Annotated in this window: 17 protein-coding genes; 6 read left to right on the top strand and 11 right to left on the bottom strand. The window is 71.2% G+C overall.

The window, feature by feature from the left end; genetic code table 11:
• Positions 1–10 precede the first annotated feature (10 nt).
• The 7 genes from frr to KBA23_RS06620 form a co-directional block, all read right to left on the bottom strand.
• Positions 11–571: a ribosome recycling factor gene (gene frr / locus KBA23_RS06650; RefSeq protein WP_290738323.1), complete on the bottom strand. Its 561-nt coding sequence runs from the start codon at positions 569–571 to the stop codon at positions 11–13.
• Positions 572–586: 15 nt separating this feature from the next.
• Positions 587–1,318, bottom strand: coding sequence for a UMP kinase (gene pyrH, locus KBA23_RS06645; RefSeq protein ID WP_290738373.1), 732 nt, complete (start codon positions 1,316–1,318; stop codon positions 587–589).
• 145 nt (positions 1,319–1,463) lie between these two features.
• On the bottom strand, positions 1,464–2,339 hold the full coding sequence (gene tsf, locus KBA23_RS06640; RefSeq protein ID WP_290738319.1) for a translation elongation factor Ts: 876 nt from the start codon (positions 2,337–2,339) through the stop codon (positions 1,464–1,466).
• A gap of 86 nt (positions 2,340–2,425) precedes the next feature.
• Positions 2,426–3,202 carry a 30S ribosomal protein S2 gene (gene rpsB / locus KBA23_RS06635; RefSeq protein ID WP_290738316.1) on the bottom strand — a complete coding sequence of 259 codons (777 nt, stop codon included), beginning with the start codon at positions 3,200–3,202 and terminating at the stop codon, positions 2,426–2,428.
• 261 nt (positions 3,203–3,463) lie between these two features.
• A complete protein-coding gene (locus tag KBA23_RS06630) occupies positions 3,464–3,907 on the bottom strand; it encodes a hypothetical protein (RefSeq protein WP_290738313.1) in 444 nt (147 codons plus the stop codon).
• 91 nt (positions 3,908–3,998) lie between these two features.
• Positions 3,999–4,592 carry a GNAT family N-acetyltransferase gene (locus KBA23_RS06625; RefSeq protein ID WP_290738310.1) on the bottom strand — a complete coding sequence of 198 codons (594 nt, stop codon included), beginning with the start codon at positions 4,590–4,592 and terminating at the stop codon, positions 3,999–4,001.
• Entirely contained in the window at positions 4,576–5,535 is a 960-nt protein-coding gene (locus tag KBA23_RS06620) for a homocysteine S-methyltransferase family protein (protein WP_290738307.1), read from the bottom strand. The genes KBA23_RS06625 and KBA23_RS06620 overlap by 17 nt, the downstream gene beginning before the upstream one ends.
• 165 nt (positions 5,536–5,700) lie before the next feature.
• Between KBA23_RS06620 and KBA23_RS06615 the strand changes: the two genes are divergently transcribed.
• Both KBA23_RS06615 and KBA23_RS06610 read left to right on the top strand, forming a co-directional pair.
• Positions 5,701–6,336 carry a TetR/AcrR family transcriptional regulator gene (locus KBA23_RS06615; protein WP_290738303.1) on the top strand — a complete coding sequence of 212 codons (636 nt, stop codon included), beginning with the start codon at positions 5,701–5,703 and terminating at the stop codon, positions 6,334–6,336.
• A gap of 26 nt (positions 6,337–6,362) precedes the next feature.
• Positions 6,363–8,765, top strand: coding sequence for a ligase-associated DNA damage response DEXH box helicase (locus tag KBA23_RS06610; RefSeq protein WP_290738300.1), 2,403 nt, complete (start codon positions 6,363–6,365; stop codon positions 8,763–8,765).
• 135 nt (positions 8,766–8,900) lie between these two features.
• Here KBA23_RS06610 and KBA23_RS06605 read toward each other — a convergent pair whose 3' ends face one another.
• A complete protein-coding gene (locus KBA23_RS06605; protein ID WP_290738297.1) occupies positions 8,901–10,829 on the bottom strand; it encodes an AAA family ATPase in 1,929 nt (642 codons plus the stop codon).
• A 41-nt stretch (positions 10,830–10,870) separates the two neighbouring features.
• Entirely contained in the window at positions 10,871–11,146 is a 276-nt protein-coding gene (locus KBA23_RS06600) for a hypothetical protein (protein WP_290738294.1), read from the bottom strand.
• A gap of 288 nt (positions 11,147–11,434) precedes the next feature.
• Here KBA23_RS06600 and KBA23_RS06595 point away from each other — a divergent pair, with 288 nt between their 5' ends.
• The 4 genes from KBA23_RS06595 to dut all read left to right on the top strand — a co-directional run bounded on the left by KBA23_RS06595 (position 11,435) and on the right by dut (position 15,243).
• The gene (locus KBA23_RS06595) at positions 11,435–13,036 is read left to right on the top strand and encodes a GMC family oxidoreductase N-terminal domain-containing protein (protein ID WP_290738291.1); all 1,602 of its coding nucleotides are present in this window, start codon (positions 11,435–11,437) and stop codon (positions 13,034–13,036) included.
• A gap of 51 nt (positions 13,037–13,087) precedes the next feature.
• Positions 13,088–13,486: a metallopeptidase family protein gene (locus tag KBA23_RS06590; protein ID WP_290738287.1), complete on the top strand. Its 399-nt coding sequence runs from the start codon at positions 13,088–13,090 to the stop codon at positions 13,484–13,486.
• Between the two features lie 87 nt (positions 13,487–13,573).
• Complete coding sequence (coaBC, locus tag KBA23_RS06585; protein WP_290738285.1) at positions 13,574–14,791, top strand: bifunctional phosphopantothenoylcysteine decarboxylase/phosphopantothenate--cysteine ligase CoaBC; 1,218 nt, start codon at positions 13,574–13,576, stop codon at positions 14,789–14,791.
• Positions 14,788–15,243 (top strand): dUTP diphosphatase, encoded by a 456-nt coding sequence (dut, locus tag KBA23_RS06580; RefSeq protein ID WP_290738282.1) that lies wholly within the window; start codon positions 14,788–14,790, stop codon positions 15,241–15,243. The genes coaBC and dut overlap by 4 nt, the downstream gene beginning before the upstream one ends.
• A 160-nt stretch (positions 15,244–15,403) precedes the next feature.
• Here the strand turns inward: dut and lpxK are convergent, their stop codons facing one another.
• A complete protein-coding gene (lpxK, locus tag KBA23_RS06575; protein WP_290738279.1) occupies positions 15,404–16,393 on the bottom strand; it encodes a tetraacyldisaccharide 4'-kinase in 990 nt (329 codons plus the stop codon).
• Positions 16,393–17,529, bottom strand: a 1,137-nt coding sequence (locus KBA23_RS06570; protein WP_290738276.1) for a glycosyltransferase N-terminal domain-containing protein, incomplete at its 5' end; no start/stop codon positions are given. The genes KBA23_RS06570 and lpxK, both read right to left, overlap by 1 nt.

The following is a 17,529-nucleotide window of genomic DNA, read 5'->3' as shown; positions in this document are numbered from 1 at the left end:
GACCGTCGCTTCAGATCTGCATTATCTCGTCTTGCTTGTGTGCGAGCGCCGCGTCGATCTTCCTGATCGCCGCGTCGGTCAGCTCCTGGACCTCGTCGTGCCACATCTTGTGGTCGTCCTCGGCCATGCCGGCGGACTTCGCCTTCTTGAGCATGTCCATGCCGTCGCGGCGCACGTTGCGCACGGCCACGCGGGCGTGCTCGGCGTACTGGCCGGCGACCCTGGTCAACTCGCGCCGCCGCTCCTCGTTGAGTTCCGGGATGGGCAGTCGCAGGATGGTGCCGTCCATCTGCGGGTTGATGCCGAGACCGGAGTTGCGGATCGCCTTGTCGACGGCGTTCACGAGGCTCTTGTCCCAGACGTTCACCAGCACCATGCGCGGCTCGGGAACCGTGATCGTGCCGAGCTGGTTTATGTGCGTCGGCGAGCCGTAGGCCTCCACCGTCACCGGGTCGAGCATCGAGGCCGAGGCGCGGCCGGTGCGCAGCGAGGCGAATTCGTTGCGGAGCGAGGACAGCGCCCCCTCCATGCGTTTCTCGATGTCGTCGAGATCGATCTCGGTGTCGGTCATGGGCTCCCTCGCCTCTCAGCCCGGCTCGACGATGGTGAACCGGCCCCGTCCCTCCACCACGCCGGCGAGGCCGTTCGGCTCGTCGAGCGAGAAGACGATGATCGGCAGCCGGTTGTCGCGCGCGAGCGCGATCGCCGAGGCGTCCATCACCATCAGGCGCTTTTGCAGGACGGTGTCGTAGCTCACCCGGTCGTAGCGCCGGGCGTCGGGGTTCTTCTTCGGATCGCTGTCATAGACGCCGTCGACCTGCGTGCCCTTGAAGATCGCCTCGCAGGCCATCTCCGAGGCGCGCAGGGTCGCGGCGGTGTCGGTGGTGAAATAGGGGTTGCCGGTTCCGGCGGCGAAGATCACCACCCGCCCCTTCTCGAGGTGGCGCACGGCGCGGCGGCGGATGTAGGGCTCGCAGATCTGGTCCATCGGGATCGCCGAGACGACGCGGGTATAGACGCCCCGCGCCTCCAGCGCCGACTGCATGGCGAGCGCGTTCATCACGGTCGCGAGCATTCCCATGTAGTCGGCGGTGGTGCGCTCCATCCCCTGCGCGCTGCCCTGCAACCCGCGGAAGATGTTGCCGCCGCCGATCACCATGCAGATCTCGACGCCGAGCGCGTGCAGCCCGCGGACCTCGGCGGCGATGCGCTCGACGGTCGGCGGGTGCAGCCCGTACTGCTGCGGCCCCATCAGCGCCTCGCCGGAGATCTTCAGCAGGATCCGGCGGTAGGCCGGTCGGGGGCGCGGGGCCGTCATGCTCGCCACGCCATCCGTCATGTCCTGCCTCGTCCTGCTGCGACCGCGCGCAAAATGGCGCAAGCGTCCGGGAGTTTCAACGCCGAATCCGGGTCGAGTTCACGGCCGGCGACACAACCGGTTGCGCCGCCGACAGCGAATCCGCTCAACGACCGGCGGTCTTGGCCACCTCGGCCGCGAAGTCCTCGGTCTCCTTCTCGACGCCCTCGCCCACGGCGAGCCGCGCGAAGGCGACGACCTCGACGCCGGCCTCCTTCGCCGCCTGGCCGACCGTGGTGTCGGGATTGATGACGAACTTCTGGTTGAGGAGCGTGACCTCCTCGTAGAACTTCTGCATCCGCCCGACGATCATCTTCTCGATCACCGCCTCCGGCTTGCCGCTCTCGCGGGCCTGCTCGGTCAGCACGTTCTTCTCGCGCTCGATCACGGCCGGATCGAGATCCTTCTCGGAGAGAGAGGCCGGCGCGGTCGCCGCCACGTGCATGGCGATCTGCTTGCCGATGCCGTTGTCCGCGCCCTTCAGCGCCACCAGCACGCCGATCTTGCCGAGGTTGTCGGCGACGGCGTTGTGGACGTAGGACGCGACCGTGTCGCCCTCGACCGCGATCATGCGGCGCAGGTGAAGGTTCTCGCCGATGGTGACGATCTTCTCGGTCACCGCCTCCTCGACGGTCTTGTCGCCGAGCTTCGCACCCTTGAGCGCCTCGATGTCGGCGCAGCCGGTCGCGACCTGGGCGATCGCGCGCACGATCTCCTGGAAGTCCGAGTTGCGCGCCACGAAGTCGGTCTCGGAGTTCACCTCGACCGCGACGCCGACGCCGCCCCTGACCGCGACGCCGACAAGGCCCTCGGCCGCGGTGCGGCCCGACTTCTTCGCCGCCTTGGCGAGGCCCTTGGTCCGCAGCCAGTCGACGGCCGCCTCCATGTCGCCGTTCGTCTCGGTCAGCGCCTTCTTGGCGTCCATCATGCCGGCGCCGGAAACGTCGCGCAGTTCCTTGACCATCGTCGCGGTGATCGACATGCCCGCTCTCCTTGTTCTTGCTATGGAATCGGCGCCGCGGGCCCCTCGGTCGGGGCCCGCGGCGCAAACTTGAAGGCGGTCGGGCCTCAGCCCTCGGACTCGACCGATTCCTCGATCAGCGCATCCTCGACCGGGCCTTCCTCGAGCCCGCCGATGTCGACGCCGGCCGCGCCCATCTGGGCGGCCATGCCGTCGAGCGCCGCACGCGCGATCAGGTCGCAGTAGAGCGCGATCGCGCGGGCCGCGTCGTCGTTGCCCGGGATCGGGAAGCTGATGCCGTCCGGCGACGAGTTGGTGTCGAGCACCGCGATCACCGGGATGCCGAGCTTCTTGGCCTCGAGCACCGCGAGATCCTCCTTGTTCGTGTCGATCACGAACAGCAGGTCCGGCACGCCGCCCATCTCGCGGATGCCGCCGAGCGACTGCTGGAGCTTGGACTGCTCGCGCTCGAGCCCGAGCCGCTCCTTCTTGGTCAGGCCCTCGGCGCCGGCGGCGAGCTTCTCGTCGATCGACTTCAGCCGCGCGATCGACTGGGAGACCGTCTTCCAGTTGGTCAGCGTGCCGCCGAGCCAGCGGTGGTTCATGTAGTATTGCGCCGACCGCTCGGCGGCCTCGGCGACGGCCTTCTGCGCCTGCCGCTTGGTGCCGACGAAGAGGATGCGCCCGCCCTTGGCCACGGTGTTGCGCACAGCGAGCAGCGCCTGGTCGAGGAGCGGCACGGTCTGGGTGAGGTCGATCACGTGGATGCCGTTGCGGGCGCCGTAGATGTACGGCCCCATGCGCGGGTTCCAGCGGTGGGACTGGTGGCCGAAGTGGACGCCGGCTTCGAGAAGCTGACGCAAGGTGAACTCGGGAAGAGCCACGGCAGTATTTCCTTTCCGGTTTCGCCGCGGCGGGGATTGGGCCTGTCGGCCAACCGGTGGACGCGCGGGGATGTCTCCCCCGGGGCGCCCGAGCCCCGCCTGTGGATTTAGAGTGGCGCGCACATAGCCCCACTCGGCCCGGGATGCAAGCCGCGCCGCGCGCCTGTCACGAGATCCGCCGCCGCCGCGGCACGAGCCCCGACCCGTGCGGCCGTGACCGGGCTCCGCCCTCGCCGCGCCCCCGCAAGGCCCCCCGCGGCCCTAGTCGCTCGACAGGGCGTCGCAGCTTTCGTCGTCGCCGATGCCGGTGCACTCCATGCCCGGGATCCGCGAGGCGGTGGGCGGCTGGTCGTCGTCGCCGATGATCGCGTCCCGGTCGTAGCCGACGGCGGGCATCCCCATCATCTCCTGGACTTCCTCGGAGTGCTTGCGCCAGGCCGCGTCGTCGGCGGCGTCCTTGCGGTCCTGCCGCGCCTGTTCGCGCTCGGCGGTGCGCTGGTCCTGCGCCGCCTGCCACGCGGCGCGGTCGGCGTCGCCCTGACGCTCCTGCGAGGCGGTGCGCATGCACCGGGCCATTTCCTCGCTGCCCGGGGCGAAGCCGGCGGCGGCGCATCTGGCGCTGTCGTCGGCCACCGGGTCCGCCGGCGGCGGCGCGTCGCAGGCGGCCAGCGCGAGACACGCTCCGAGCATCAGGACAACGCGCATGGGTTTTCCCCTCGCCTCACTGTTGCCGGGTATAGGAACCACATGCCGCAATCCCGTCAACCGCGCAGATCGAGGCGGAAACGCCGCACGCTCACCCGCGCGCTGCGGGCGCGCGCATCAGCACCCAGTCCGCGCCATGACCGCTCCAGCCGTCAGCGATCGCGATCGCCTCCCGCGCCGCCTCGGCGAACCCGCAGGCGCGGTAGAGCACAATCGCCCCGGCGTTGGCGTCCGCGACGATGAGGCTCAGCCCCGCCGCGCCCGCCGACCGCCGCGCCGCCTCGGCCATCAGCGCCCGTCCGACGCCCCGTCGCCGGAAGCGGGGACAGACCGCAACGGCGTTCACGTACTGCGTCCCCACCGCCAGGTTCTCCAGCGCCTGCAACGGCCGGAAGAGCGCCGGCAGCCCCTCGACGGGCTCCGCCGCCGCGATGCGGTAGGTGACGAGCGCCCCCGCCACCGCGCCGGCCGCCTCGGCCGCCACGGCGTTGCGCCACGAGAACGCCCCCTCGTCGCGCGCCGCCCGCCGCGCGCCGACGGCCATCGGATCCTCGCCCGGCCCGGCCATCCCCGCCCAGACATGCCGCGCCAGCCCCTCGCCCGCGAGGTCGATCAGCCGCGCGAGATCGGCGGCGTCCTCGCGCCGCGCCGGCCGCAGCCGGACGGGCTCAGGCCGCGCGGGCATGGCCGTGGCACGCATGGCCCGCCGCGCCGATGTGGCGGTGGTCGGTGCCGCAGCAGCCGCCGAGCACCCGCAGTCGCGGCAGTCGCGCGCGCAGCCGGCGATAGTCCTCGCCGAACTCCGCCGGGTCGCCGTCGTCGAGCTCGGGCGCCTCGTCGAGCTCGGCGTGGCTCATCTTCGAGGCGTTGGCGCGCACGCCGCCGATCCGCTCCAGCCAGGCCTCGCCGGCGAGGCAGTCCTCGAAATGCGTCGGATGGGCGCAGTTGACCATGTAATAGGCCGGATACGCCTCCGTCGCCGCGTCGCAGAGCGCGATGGCCTCGGCGAGCGTATGCCCCGAGCGCAGGCGCCCGTCCGTCTCCACGGTGAACGAGACCACCGCCGGGATCCCCGCCGCCCGCGCCGCGCGCGCCACGCCGATCCCCTCCTCGGGATAGGTCATGGTGATCGCCGTCACCAGATCCGCCCCCGCCTCGGCGAAGACCCGGACCTGCCGGCCGTGATAGGCCTCCGCCTCGTCCGCGCTCATGCTCACCTCCGGGGCGTAGCCGTCGCCGCGCGGGCCGACGCAGCCGCTCACCACGATCGGGCCGGCCGCCGTCTCCTCCGCCGCGCGCAGCGCGAGGAGGAACTCGATCCCCGCCGCGTTGATCGCGTCGAGCGCCTCCGCCCCGTAGCCGAGCGCCGCGCCCCATTCCGGGTTCGACCGCCAGGTCGCCGACTCGAGCACGAGCCCGCTCCCGTGCGCCCGGGCGAGCGCCACGTAGGGCGTGAAATACGCCGAGAGCTCGCGCCGCCCCTCCTCGGTGCCGAGAAGTTCGAAGGCCGCAAAGCTCCTGAGTTCCACTCCCTGATGGAAGATCAACGTGGTCTCGATCCCGCCATCTGCGAGGAACATACTTTCGCCCGTCTGCGGCAGCGCGTGCCGATACTTCGCCTTTGCCATAACGTCCTCCATCGTTCGTTGATGGCGCATGATCCCCATTCCGCGGTGGAGGCGATAGCCGTTTTGCGGTACAGTGGGTGCGCTCTCTGGAAACCGGAATTGTTCCAAAGGCATGGCCGCGCGCGCCCTTGCGGCGGCGGCCCGTCCCGATGGGGAGACTGCACCATGGGTACAGTTGAGAGCCTTGCGAAAGCCCGTCCCAGCCCGGCGCGCACGCGCATGCTCGACGTCGCGCTCGCCGCGATCCTGTCGAAGGGCTTCGACGCCACCACCATCGAGGAAATCGTCGCCGGCGCCGAGGTCACCCGCAGCGGCTTCTTCTATCACTTCCGCGACAAGAACCAGCTCGCCCGCGCCCTGCTCGAGCGTTACGTCGAGGAGGACGACCGCATCCTCGACGACGTGTTCCGACGCGGCCACGAGCTTTCCGACGACCCGCTCCAGGCCCTGCTGATCTCGCTCCGCCTGTTCGCCGAACTGTTCGGCGACATCCCGAACGGCCATCCCGGCTGCATGGTGGCGACGATCTGCTACCAGGAGCGGCTCTTCGACGCCGAGGTCCGCACGCTCAACCGCGAGGCGACGCTCGGCTGGCGCCGCCGCTTCCTCGGCGAACTGGAAGGCGTGGCGAGGCGCTATCCGCCGCGCGACGCGGCCGATCTCTCCGATCTCGCCGACATGATCTCGACCGCGGTCGAGGGCGGCATCGTCATGGCCAAGGCGACGGGCGACCCCGCCCTGCTGCCCCGCCAGATCCTGCTGCTGCGCTCGTACTTCAAGCTGCTGTTCACGCCTGCCTGACGCCGATTGCGCCGGGATCGTCCTTGATGCCCCTCGACGCCCACCGCCTGCCCGAACCATTCGCCGGCTGGTTCGCGGCGCGCGGCTGGACGCCGCATCCGCACCAGCTCGCGCTTCTCGCCCGCGCCGCCGACCCGGCGACGCTGCTGATCGCGCCGACCGGCGGCGGCAAGACGCTGGCGGGCTTCCTGCCGTCGCTCGTCGAGCTCGGGGCCGCGCCGCCGCCGGGGCTGCACACCCTTTACGTCTCGCCGCTCAAGGCGCTCGCCGCCGACATCCGCCGCAACCTCGCCCGGCCGGTCGCCGAGATGGGCCTCGACATCCGCATCGAGGACCGCACCGGCGACACCGGGGCCACCGCCCGCGCCCGCCAGCGCGTCGATCCGCCGCACATCCTGCTGACCACGCCCGAGAGCCTCGCGCTCATGCTGTCCTATCCCGAGGCGCCGGCGATCTTCGCCAGCCTGTCGCGCGTCGTCCTCGACGAGATCCACGCGCTGGCCGAGAGCAAGCGCGGCGACCAGCTCGCGCTCTGCCTCGCCCGGCTGCAAGGGCTCGCGCCCGCGATGCGCCGCGTCGGGCTCTCCGCCACCGTGGACGATCCGCCGGCGCTCGCCCGCTTCCTCGGCGGCGGCGCGCGCGTCCTCGCCGCCGACCCCGGCCCCGACCCCGACATCGCCATCCTCGAGACCGAGGCGCCGCCGCCCTGGGCCGGCCAGGGCGGCCGCCACGCCGCCCCCGCGGTGATGGACCTGATCCGGGCGAACCGCGTCACCCTCGTCTTCATCAACACCCGCGCCCAGGCCGAGCTGTTCTTCCAGGCGCTCTGGGCAGAGAACGCCGAGGCGCTGCCCATTGGCCTCCACCACGGCTCGCTGTCGCGCGAGGCGCGGCTGCGGGTCGAGGCCGCCATGACCGAGGGGCGCCTCCGCGCCGTCGTCGCCACCGGCTCGCTCGACCTCGGCATCGACTGGGGCGACGTCGATCTCGTCGTGCAGGTCGGCGCGCCGAAGAACGTCAAGCGCCTCGTCCAGCGCATCGGCCGGGCCAACCACCGCTACAACGCGCCGTCGCGGGCGATCCTCGTGCCGGCGAACCGCTTCGAGGCGCTGGAATGCCGCGCCGCCCTCGACGCCGTCGCCGAGCACGACCTCGACGGCGAGCCGCGCGGCGACGGCCCGCTCGACGTTCTCTGCCAGCACATGCTGCTCACCGCCTGCGCCGGCCCGTTCGCCGCCGACGCGCTCTTCGCCGAGGTCCGCACGGCGGGGCCCTACGCGCGCCTGGCGCGCGCGGATTTCGACGCCTGCCTCGAGTTCTGCGCCACCGGCGGCTACGCGCTGCGCGCCTACGACCGCTGGCGCCGTCTGCTGCTGCGCGACGGCCTCTGGTCGCTGCGCGACCCGCGCCGCGCCCGCACCATCCGCATGAACGTCGGCACGATCGCCGAGGTCGAGACCGTGCCCGTGCGGCTGCGCGGCGGGGCCGCCCTCGGCGAGGTCGACGAGGACTTCGCCGCGACGCTGACCCCGGGCGACACCTTCCTGATCGGCGGCGAGACCGTGCGCTTCGAGCGCCTGCGCGAGACGACGCTCGAAGTCACCCGCCAGGCCTCGCGCGAGCCGAAGATCGCGGTCTTCTACGGCACGAAGCTCGCCACCTCGACCCAGCTCTCGCGGCGCGTCGTCGGGCTGATCGCCGATCCGGAGCGCTGGCCGGACCTGCCGCCCTGGTTGCGCGACTGGCTCGACCTGCAAGCCCACATGAGCCGGCTCCCCCGCCCGGACCGGCTCCTCGTCGAGACCTTTCCCCGCGGCGGGCGGGCGCATCTGGCGATATACGGCTTCGCCGGGCGCAACGCCCACCAGACCCTCGGCCTGCTCGTCACCCGGCGGATGGAGGAGGCCGGGCTCGACCCGCTCGGCTTCGTCGCCACCGACTACGCGCTGCTCGTCTGGGGCCTCGCCGCGCCGCCCGACCCGGCCGCGCTGCTCGATCCGCGCGACCTCCGCGCCGGGCTCGACACCTGGCTCAGCGGCAACGCGGTGATGAAGCGCACCTTCCGCACCTCGGCCCGGATCGCCGGGCTCGTCGACCGCAACCTGCCCGGCCTGCGCAAGACCGGCCGGCAGACCACCGTTTCCTCCGACATCCTCTACGACACCCTGCGCCGGCACGACCCGGACCACCTGATGCTGCGGGTGACGCGGATCGAGGCGGTGCGCGGGCTCGTCGACTTCGGCCGCATCGAGGAGATGCTCGCCCGCGTCGCCGGGCGCATCGACGTCGCGCCCGCGCCGCATGTCACGCCCTTCGCCGCGCCGCTCCTGCTCGAGGTCGGCCGGGTGCCCATCGCGGGACAGGCGGAGAAGCGTCTCGCTGCGGAAGCGGCCGCGGCGCTGCTCGCCGAGGCCGGCCTGCCGCCGTGACCCGGCCGGCCGCGCGGCGCGGGGCTTTGGGCGGTACATCGGCACTCTTCCCGTATCGCTGCCTTGCAGAATCTGGTGGTTTCGGACGGCGAACATGGGACACGTCAAAATCACCAACGGGAACACGGACATCCGTTATCCTTGCTCCGGCCATTGTCGGCCGAACTCCGAAAGTTCTGGCGCCGTGCACACAACCGTAAGATGGCTACCCTGGACACTGCGCTTCAGCCTCGTAAGTCCCGCATAGATCAGCGCGCAAGCGTCAGCCGTGAATGCGCGTGTGATATGGACCACGAGAAGACGGGACTCCCAGCCCTTGAAGCTGTGAATTGTTGTCGCCTTTAACCGTGCATCTCCCATCCAGAATCCCATCTTTTTTCGTTTAGACTCCATCCCGCGCTCATCAAACGTCGACACGAAATGAATGTTCTTTTCCCCGAGCAGCCGAATAACTTCGGCACCAACATATTGGTCATCCGTCAGGAGGCAGATGTCCGCGTTAGCGTGCCCATCCCGTCCCGATCGCTTCAGCATCGAGAGGATCTCTGCCACGCAGCTATCCGTAGCAGTCGTTGCCGGATCACGTTGGACCCATCGAAGCGTGCACGGATGCAGGGCAAGGGAACCCTGTTCGGGTTTGGGGAGATCAGTCGTCTCCTGAGGTAGGAACTCCTGCGCAAAGATACGTGCCATCTCCATCGCGTCGTACGGTAGTCGATAGCTGGTCTCAAGCTGTGCCCAGCCACCGCTGAAACCAGCCCCGCGCATCGCGCTATCGGTCCAAGCTCCGGCTGTCCCATAGACATCTTGGGTCGAGTCAGCGATCAAAACGCACTCGCCGCCCTCCTTGACTGCACGGCGCAGAGCATTCCACCAATCCAGACGATAATCCTGGCCCTCATCGACTAGTATCGCATCGTATCGCGTAACGCTCGGTTCCCCCACCGCGCGGGAAGCGAGGTCAGGTACATCTACGTCGAGGATACGATCTACGGCCTGTTGCCACTCTCTTCTCCACTCTTTTCTCAGACTTGGGTCGTCGGGTTTCTCGGGCACATTTGCGAAGAGGCCAGAGTATTCTTCGCTCCATCTCTGCCCTGCTTCATGGCAGGTGCGTCGGCACCACTCATGGAAGTTCAACGTGGTAATCCCGTTCGACCAGCCGGGCTCGCCGCTGGCTCGGGCAACGAGATCACGCAGATAGTGCCAAAGTGTGATGTTGTATGTCGCAATGAGAACGGACTTTCCTTCTGCCGCCAGCTTTGCCGCACGAGCAGCCAAGACGACGGACTTTCCTGAGCCAGCAGGTCCCTTGATGCGACGGTAGCCGCTGTCAGTCCTTGTGTCGGCCAAAGAGCGTTGCCGTGCATCCATTTCCAGTGACTTTCTCTGGTCGGCAGAGAAGTCAGGTTCCACGAGCCACCCTCGAAGATCGTCTGCGTGATCCGGCGTCATATAGCGAGAGGACTGCCGCGCGTTCTCGGGGAAGATTTCTTCCACGCAACCCGATGAGATCGCCTCCCTGCCACTGATCGGGGAGTATCGAGGGTATTTCTCGCGCTCTTCCCATGTCTGGTGCGGCGCCACGAGGGCAGCTACGTTGTCTCGGGAGGCAAAGGGGAAAATCAGCCCCGCCGTAATAACGGCGAATCCATTCTTCTCTTCCAGTCGTGGGCAGTAGAGGTGGTGAATTTCTTCTTTATATCGGCGAAGCTGCTGAATCGGATTCGGCAAGACATCGAACGCTTTACCGTCGCGGGAGGCGCGCAGGGTGGGGCGTTTGGTTCGACCGTCTGCTCCTTGGGGAAAATCGTTACGATAGGACATCGCATTGAAATCCCAGTCCTTTACCTCAAACACACCGATCCCAACTTTGGGATTGAGCAGTACGAAGTCTGGGCGCAATCCATTCAGATGCGGCTGCACATAAATCTCCCAGTCAGGAGGCAGTTTCCGGATGAACAGGTCAAGCACCGCACGCTCACCTGCGGTCAGAGGCTGTCGCAGACGCGTAATCTCATCCAGAGGAGGATGAACTATGCGGCTACTCTTAGATGTTAACACTTACCATCGCCTCTTCCAGCAAAGTTTTATCTAGCGTCCGATCAGATGGCGCGGTCGATGATCTGGCCGGGCAGGTAGCCGTCGCCGGCGGTGAAGGCGGCGAGGGCCGCGCGGGCGGCGGCGACGTCGCGCAGGCGGACGCCGTCGCAAGCCAGCGCCTCAAGGTCGGCGGCGACGCGGCGCGGCGCGGGCCGGGGCGCCGGGCGCGACGCCGCGCCCGCCGGCTCCGCCACCACGGCGACGAGCCGCGCCGTCGCGCCGGCCGTCCGGGCGCGTCCGTAGCCGACGGCGATCTGGAGGGCGGTCGGCGAGATCATGGTCGGCTCCGCGGCATGCGTCTAAACTTTTACGAGCATGCCGGGTTTGGTCCCGCCGCGCATCCCCGGCGTAAAGAAAGGGTTAAGCCCGGCGGGCTCATGAAGCGACTCGCGGGCCTTTTTGACTTTTGACATTTTTATTGTTTATACTCAGATAGTTACCCTATCTATCACGCGTGTTAGCCCGTGTTGCGCCGGGTGGCCTGGCAGACTCGCCCGTATAAGCCCGCCCGCTTGCGCGTCCGCCGCACGCGCGCAAAGGATGGGCGGACGGCGCCGGGGAGAGCGGTGGACGAGGCGGACTACGTCATCGTGGGGGCGGGCTCGGCGGGATGCGTCCTCGCCGACCGGCTGAGCGCCGACGGGCGCGCCCGCGTGATCCTCGTCGAGGCCGGCGGCGACGACCGGCGCTTCTGGATCCGCACGCCGATCGGCTATGGCAGGACCTTCCTCGATCCGTCCGTCAACTGGCGCTTCCACGCCGAGCCCGATCCCGGGCTGGACGGCCGCGCGCCCTACGTTCCCCGCGGCAGGACGCTCGGCGGGTCGGGCTCGATCAACGCGCTGGTCTGGCACCACGGGCTGCCCGCGGACTATGACGACTGGCGCGACGCCGGCGCCGCCGGCTGGGGGGCGCGCGACGTGGCCCCGGTCTTCGCCCGCATCGCCCGCCGCGTTCGCGCCGACGGCGCGGTCGCCGGCGCGGGGCCGGTTTCGGTCGAGACGCCGGAAGCGCAATACCACCCGATCCGCCGCCACTTCCTCGCCGCCGCCCGCGAGATCGGCCTGCCGGTCACGGCGGACATGAACGGCCCGGCGCCGGAGGGTGTCGGCCCCTACCCCCTCTCCACCCGCGACGGCCGGCGCTGCTCGGCCGCCGACGCCTTCCTGCGCCCTGCCCTCCGGCGGCCGAACCTCGCCGTGCTGACCGACACGCTGGCCGTTCGCGTCATCTTCGACGGCGTCCGCGCCGCCGGCGTCGAGATCCGCCGGCACGGCGCGACCCGGGTGCTGAAGGCCCGGCGCGAGGTGATCCTCGCGGCGGGCGCCGTCGGTTCGCCGGTGATCCTGCAACGCTCGGGCGTCGGCCCCGGGCCGCTGCTGCAACGGCTCGGCATCCCGGTCGTCCTTGCCGTCCCTGCGGTTGGGGGCGGGCTTCAGGACCATGTCGGCGTCAACTACGCCTACCGCGCCACCGAGCCGACGCTGAACGACGTGCTGGGGACGTGGGCGGGACGCCTCGGCGCCGGGGCGCGCTACCTTCTCGCCCGTAGCGGCCCGCTGGCGCTCAGCGTCAACCAGATGGGCGGGCTGGTGCGGAGCCGCCCGGACGCGCCGCGCCCCGACATGCAGCTCTACTTCAACCCGCTGAGCTACTCCGCCGAATTCGCCGGCGCGCGGCCGCTGACCCGGCCCGATCCGTGGCCGGGCTTCATCCTCGGCTTCAACCCCTGCCGGCCGTCGAGCGCGGGCCGGGTCGAGATCGCCGCGGCGGACCCCGGGACGCCGCCGCGGATCGTGACCGGCTATCTCTCCGACGAGGCCGACCACGCCGCTGTTCTCGCCGGCGCGCGGCTCGTCGGCCGGTTGCAGGAGACGGCGGCGATGCGCGCGCTCATCGCCGCGCCGCCGGTCTTCGACCCGGCCCGGGCGGACGACGCGGCCATCCTCGCCGATTTCCGCGCCCGCGCCGGATCGGTCTACCACCTGTGCGGGACGTGCCGGATGGGAAGCGGGGGCGCGCTCGACCCCGAGCTGCGCCTGCGTGGCGCGGCCGGGCTGCGCGTCGCGGACGCCTCGGCCTTTCCCAACGTCACCTCGGCCAACACCAACGCGCCGACGATCATGCTCGCCGCCCGCGCAGCCGAGCTGATCGTCGCGGGGAACTGAACGATGCGCCCGCCGTTGCGCCCGCGCGTCCTTCCGTCTAACCCGGCCGCCATGGCCGGTCGCCTTCCCCCTTCGCTCGCCGAGATCGAGCGCCTCGCCGCCGCCGCCTTCGCGACGCTGCCGCGGGAGGTCCGCGACGTCTGCGCCGGGCTCGCCATCCGGGTCGAGGACTTCGCAGACGAGGAGATGCTCGCCGACCTCGGCATCGAGGATCCCTTCGAGCTGACCGGGCTCTACGACGGCATCGCCCTCACCGAGCGCTCGGTGATGGCCCAGCCGAGCCGCCCGGACGTGGTGTGGCTGTTCCGCCGGGCGATCCTCGACGAGTGGGTCGAGCGCGGCGACGTCGCCCTCGACCGGCTGGTCGCGCACGTGCTCGTCCACGAGATCGCCCACCACCTCGGCTGGTCCGACGACGACATCCGCCGCATCGACGACTGGACGCAATAGCCGCGCTCGGCGTGGCGCGCCGCGCGGTTGCGCGGGCGGCGGGGCGGCCCTACACCAAGGCCGGGATTGGCGGAGCGGAGCGCGGGAATGCTGTTCGGGCGGAGCGTCCTCCTGATCGTCGGCGGCGGGGTCGCCGCCTACAAGAGCATCGAGCTCGTCCGGCTGATCGGCAAGGCCGGGGGCCGGGTGACGCCGGTGCTGACGCGGGCCGGCGCGGAGTTCGTCACGCCGCTGTCGCTGGCGGCGATCGCGGGGGCGAAGGCCTATCGCGAGCTGTTCGACCTGACGGACGAGGCCGAGATGGGCCATATCCAGCTGTCGCGTGCGGCCGACCTCGTGGTGGTGGCGCCGGCGACGGCGGACCTGATGGCCAAGGTCGCGAACGGCCATGCCGACGACCTCGCCTCGACGCTGCTCCTCGCCACCGACAAGCGGGTGCTCCTTGCCCCGGCGATGAACGTGCGGATGTGGCTGCATCCGGCGGTGACGCGCAACGTCGCGACGCTCGCCGCCGACGGCGCGCTCTTCGTCGGCCCGGGCGAGGGCGAGATGGCCTGCGGCGAGTTTGGGCCGGGGCGGATGGCCGAGCCGGCCCAGATCCTCGCGGCGATCGAGGCGGCGCTCGGCGCTGCGCCGGCCGTGGCCGGCGGCGGACCGCTCGCCGGGCGGCACGTGCTCGTCACCTCGGGGCCGACGCACGAGCCGATCGACCCGGTGCGCTACATCGCCAACCGTTCCTCCGGGCGGCAGGGGGCGGCGATCGCCGAGGCGCTGGCGCGGCGGGGCGCACGGGTGAGCTTCGTCACCGGCCCGGCGGAGGCCCCGCGGCCGGCAGGCTGCGAGGTCCACGAGGTCGAGACGGCGGTGGAGATGCTCGCGGCGGCCGAGGCGGCGCTGCCGGCCGACGCGGCAGTGTTCGCGGCGGCGGTGGCGGACTGGCGGGTCGTCTCGGCGAGCGGGTCGAAGATGAAGAAGGACGGATCCGGCGCGCCGCCGAGGCTGGAGCTGGTGGAGAACCCGGACATCCTGAAGGCGATCGCGCGCCGAAACGAGGGGCGGCCGCGCCTGGTGGTGGGCTTCGCGGCGGAGACCGACGACGTGCTGGCGAACGCCGCGGCCAAGCGGCTGCGCAAGGGCTGCGACTGGCTGGTGGCCAACGACGTGAGCCCCGCCACCGGGATCATGGGCGGAACGGAGAACGCCGCGATCCTCATCACCGAAGCCGGGGCCGAGGCCTGGCCGCGGCTTTCCAAGGTCGAGACGGCGGAGCGGCTGGCCGACCGCATCGCGCAGGCGCTGGCGTGATCGCCGTCGGCGTCCTGCGGTTGCCGGGCGCGGACCCGGCGGTGCCGCTGCCGGACTACGCCACCGCCGGCGCGGCGGGCGCGGACGTGCGGGCGAACCTGCCCGGCGGCGCGGCGGTGACGCTCGCGCCCGGCGAGCGGCGGCTGATCCCGACCGGCTTCGCGCTGGAGCTGCCCGAGGGCTGGGAGGCGCAGCTGCGCCCGCGCTCGGGGCTGGCGCTGAAGGAGGGGGTGACGCTCCTCAACGCGCCGGGGACGGTGGACGCGGACTATCGCGGGCCGGTGGGGGTGATCCTCGTCAATCTCGGCGAACGGCCGTTCACCGTGGAGCACGGCATGCGGATCGCGCAGATGGTGCTGGCCCCGGTGACGCGCGCGGCCTTTCGCGAGCTTGCGGCGCTCGGGGAGACGGCGCGCGGCGCGGGCGGGTTCGGCTCGACGGGACGGAGCTGAGGCGCGCCGGCGTGGCGTCGCGGCATGCCGGCGAGTCTACCAAGCCACCCGGCGCAACACGGGCTAACACGCGTGATATGTATGGTAACTACCTGAATACACACGATAAAATTGCCAAAGGTCAAAAAGGTCCGCGAGTCGTTTCATGAGCCCGCCGGTATCAGAGCCCCAGCCGCTCCAGCGCCGCGACGAGAGGCGCAGGGTCGGCGATCTCGAGGCGCACCGGCACGACCAGCGTCTGCCGGCGGAACGCCGGGGGCAACCGGACCGCGTCCTTCTCGGTGGTCACGAGCTGTGCGCGCAGGCCCCGCGCCTCGGCCTCAAGCCGGGCGAGGAGGCGCGGCTCGTAGGCGGCGTGGTCGTCGAAGCCATGCGCGCCGACCACCTCGGCGCCGAGCCCGCGCAGGGTCGCGAAGAACTTCTCCGGGCGGGCGATCCCCGCGAAGGCGAGCGCCCGCAGCCCGCGCCAGTCCATTCCGGTCGCGAGCGGCGCGACCTCGCCCGCGAGCCCCGGCCGCCCGGCCTGCGCCGGCCATTGCGCCGCGAGGTGGGCCCGCGCCGCCTCCGGCCCGATGGCGAGCACGAGATCGGCGCGGGCGAGCCCGTCCGTCACCGGCTCGCGCAATGGTCCCGCCGGGATGACGCGGCCGTTGCCGAAGCCGAAGCCGGCGTCGACCACCACGATCGAGAGATCCTTGGCCAGCGAGGGGTTCTGGAAGCCGTCGTCGAGCACGAGCGCGCGCGCGCCCGCCGCGACGGCGGCGCGGGCGGCCGCGGCGCGGTCGCGACCGATCCAGACCGGCGCGACCGCGGCGAGGAGCAGCGGCTCGTCGCCGACCTGCGCCGCCGAGTGCACGCGCGGATCGACGCGCACGGGGCCCTTGAGCGTGCCGCCATGGCCGCGCGAAACGACATGGGCGGCGACCCCGCGCGCCGAGAGCAGATCGACGAGGGCCGCGACGGTGGGGGTCTTGCCGGCGCCCCCTATGGTCAGGTTGCCGACGCAGATCACCGGCGCGCCGACCCGCGCCCCCGCCCGGCGCAGGCGCCGGCGGGTCACGGCGGTCCAGACCCAGGCGAGCGGCGCGAGGAGCCGCGCGGCGAGCCCCGGCGACGCCGGGGGGCGGCTCCAGAAGGCCGGCTGGCGCATCAGTCCGGGGCCCGGTCGAGATAGCCGCCCAGCACCTCGAGCACGCGGTCCGTCACCTCGGCGCCGTCGCTCATCGCGTCCCAGGCCGCCGCAGCCATCGCCGCCGCGCGATCCGGCGCGATGGTCGCGGCCAGCCCTGCTGCGAGCTCGTCGGCGTCGCGGACCCGCACCGCCGCCCTCGCCGCCGCGAGCCGGGAATAGCCGTCGGCAAAGTTGCGCACATGCGGCCCGTAGAGGATCGCCGAGCCGAGGAGCGCCGGCTCGAACGGGTTGTGCCCGCCGACCTCGGCGATCGAGCCCCCGACGAAGCTGACCGGCGCGATGCGGTACCACAGTCCCATCTCCCCGAGGGTGTCGGCGAGATAGACGTCGACATCGGCGGTGAGCGACTCGTCCCTGGAGCGCTGCGCCACCACGAGGCCGCGGGCGCGCAGCATCGCCGCCACCTCGTCGCCCCGGACCGGATGACGGGGCGCGAGGATCAGCGCGAGCATCGGCAGCTTGCGCCGCGCCGCGACATGGGCGGTCGCCGCCACCTCCTCCTCGCCGGGATGGGTCGAGGCGGCCAGCCACACCGGCCGCCCGGCCAGCGCGCGGCCGATGCGCGCCCGCTCCGCTTCGTCATGGCCGAGCGGCGCCGCGCCCTCCTTGAGCGAGCCCGTGACCTCGAGCCGCGCGGGGTCGGCGCCAAGCTCGCCGAGATGCTCCCCGGCGAGATCGTCCTGGGCGAGGATGCGGTCGAAGCGCAGGAGCAGCGCCCGCGCCATGCCGCGCGCCAACCGCCAGCGCTTCAGGCTGCGCGAGGAGATTCGGGCGTTGATCAGCACCATCGGCACGCCACGCCGCGACACGGCGACGAGCGTCGCCGGCCAGATCTCGCTTTCCGTCCAGACCGCGAGGTCGGGACGCCAGTGGTCGAGAAATCGCTCGATCCAGGGCGCGACATCGAGCGGCACGAACTGGTGGATCACCCGGTCCGGCAGGCGGGCGGCGAGCAGGTCCGCCGAGGTCAGCGTGACCGTGGTCACGAGGCAGGCGAGGTCGGGACGCCCGACCTCGAGCCGGCGCAGGAGTTCCAGGAGCGACACCGCCTCGCCGACGCGCGCGTCGTGGAACCAGACTAGCCGTCCCTCCGG

The sequence above is a fragment of the Amaricoccus sp. genome, assembly GCF_017995835.1.
Taxonomy (GTDB): Bacteria; Pseudomonadota; Alphaproteobacteria; order Rhodobacterales; family Rhodobacteraceae; genus Amaricoccus.
This window is presented reverse-complemented; position numbering and strand designations above follow the sequence as displayed.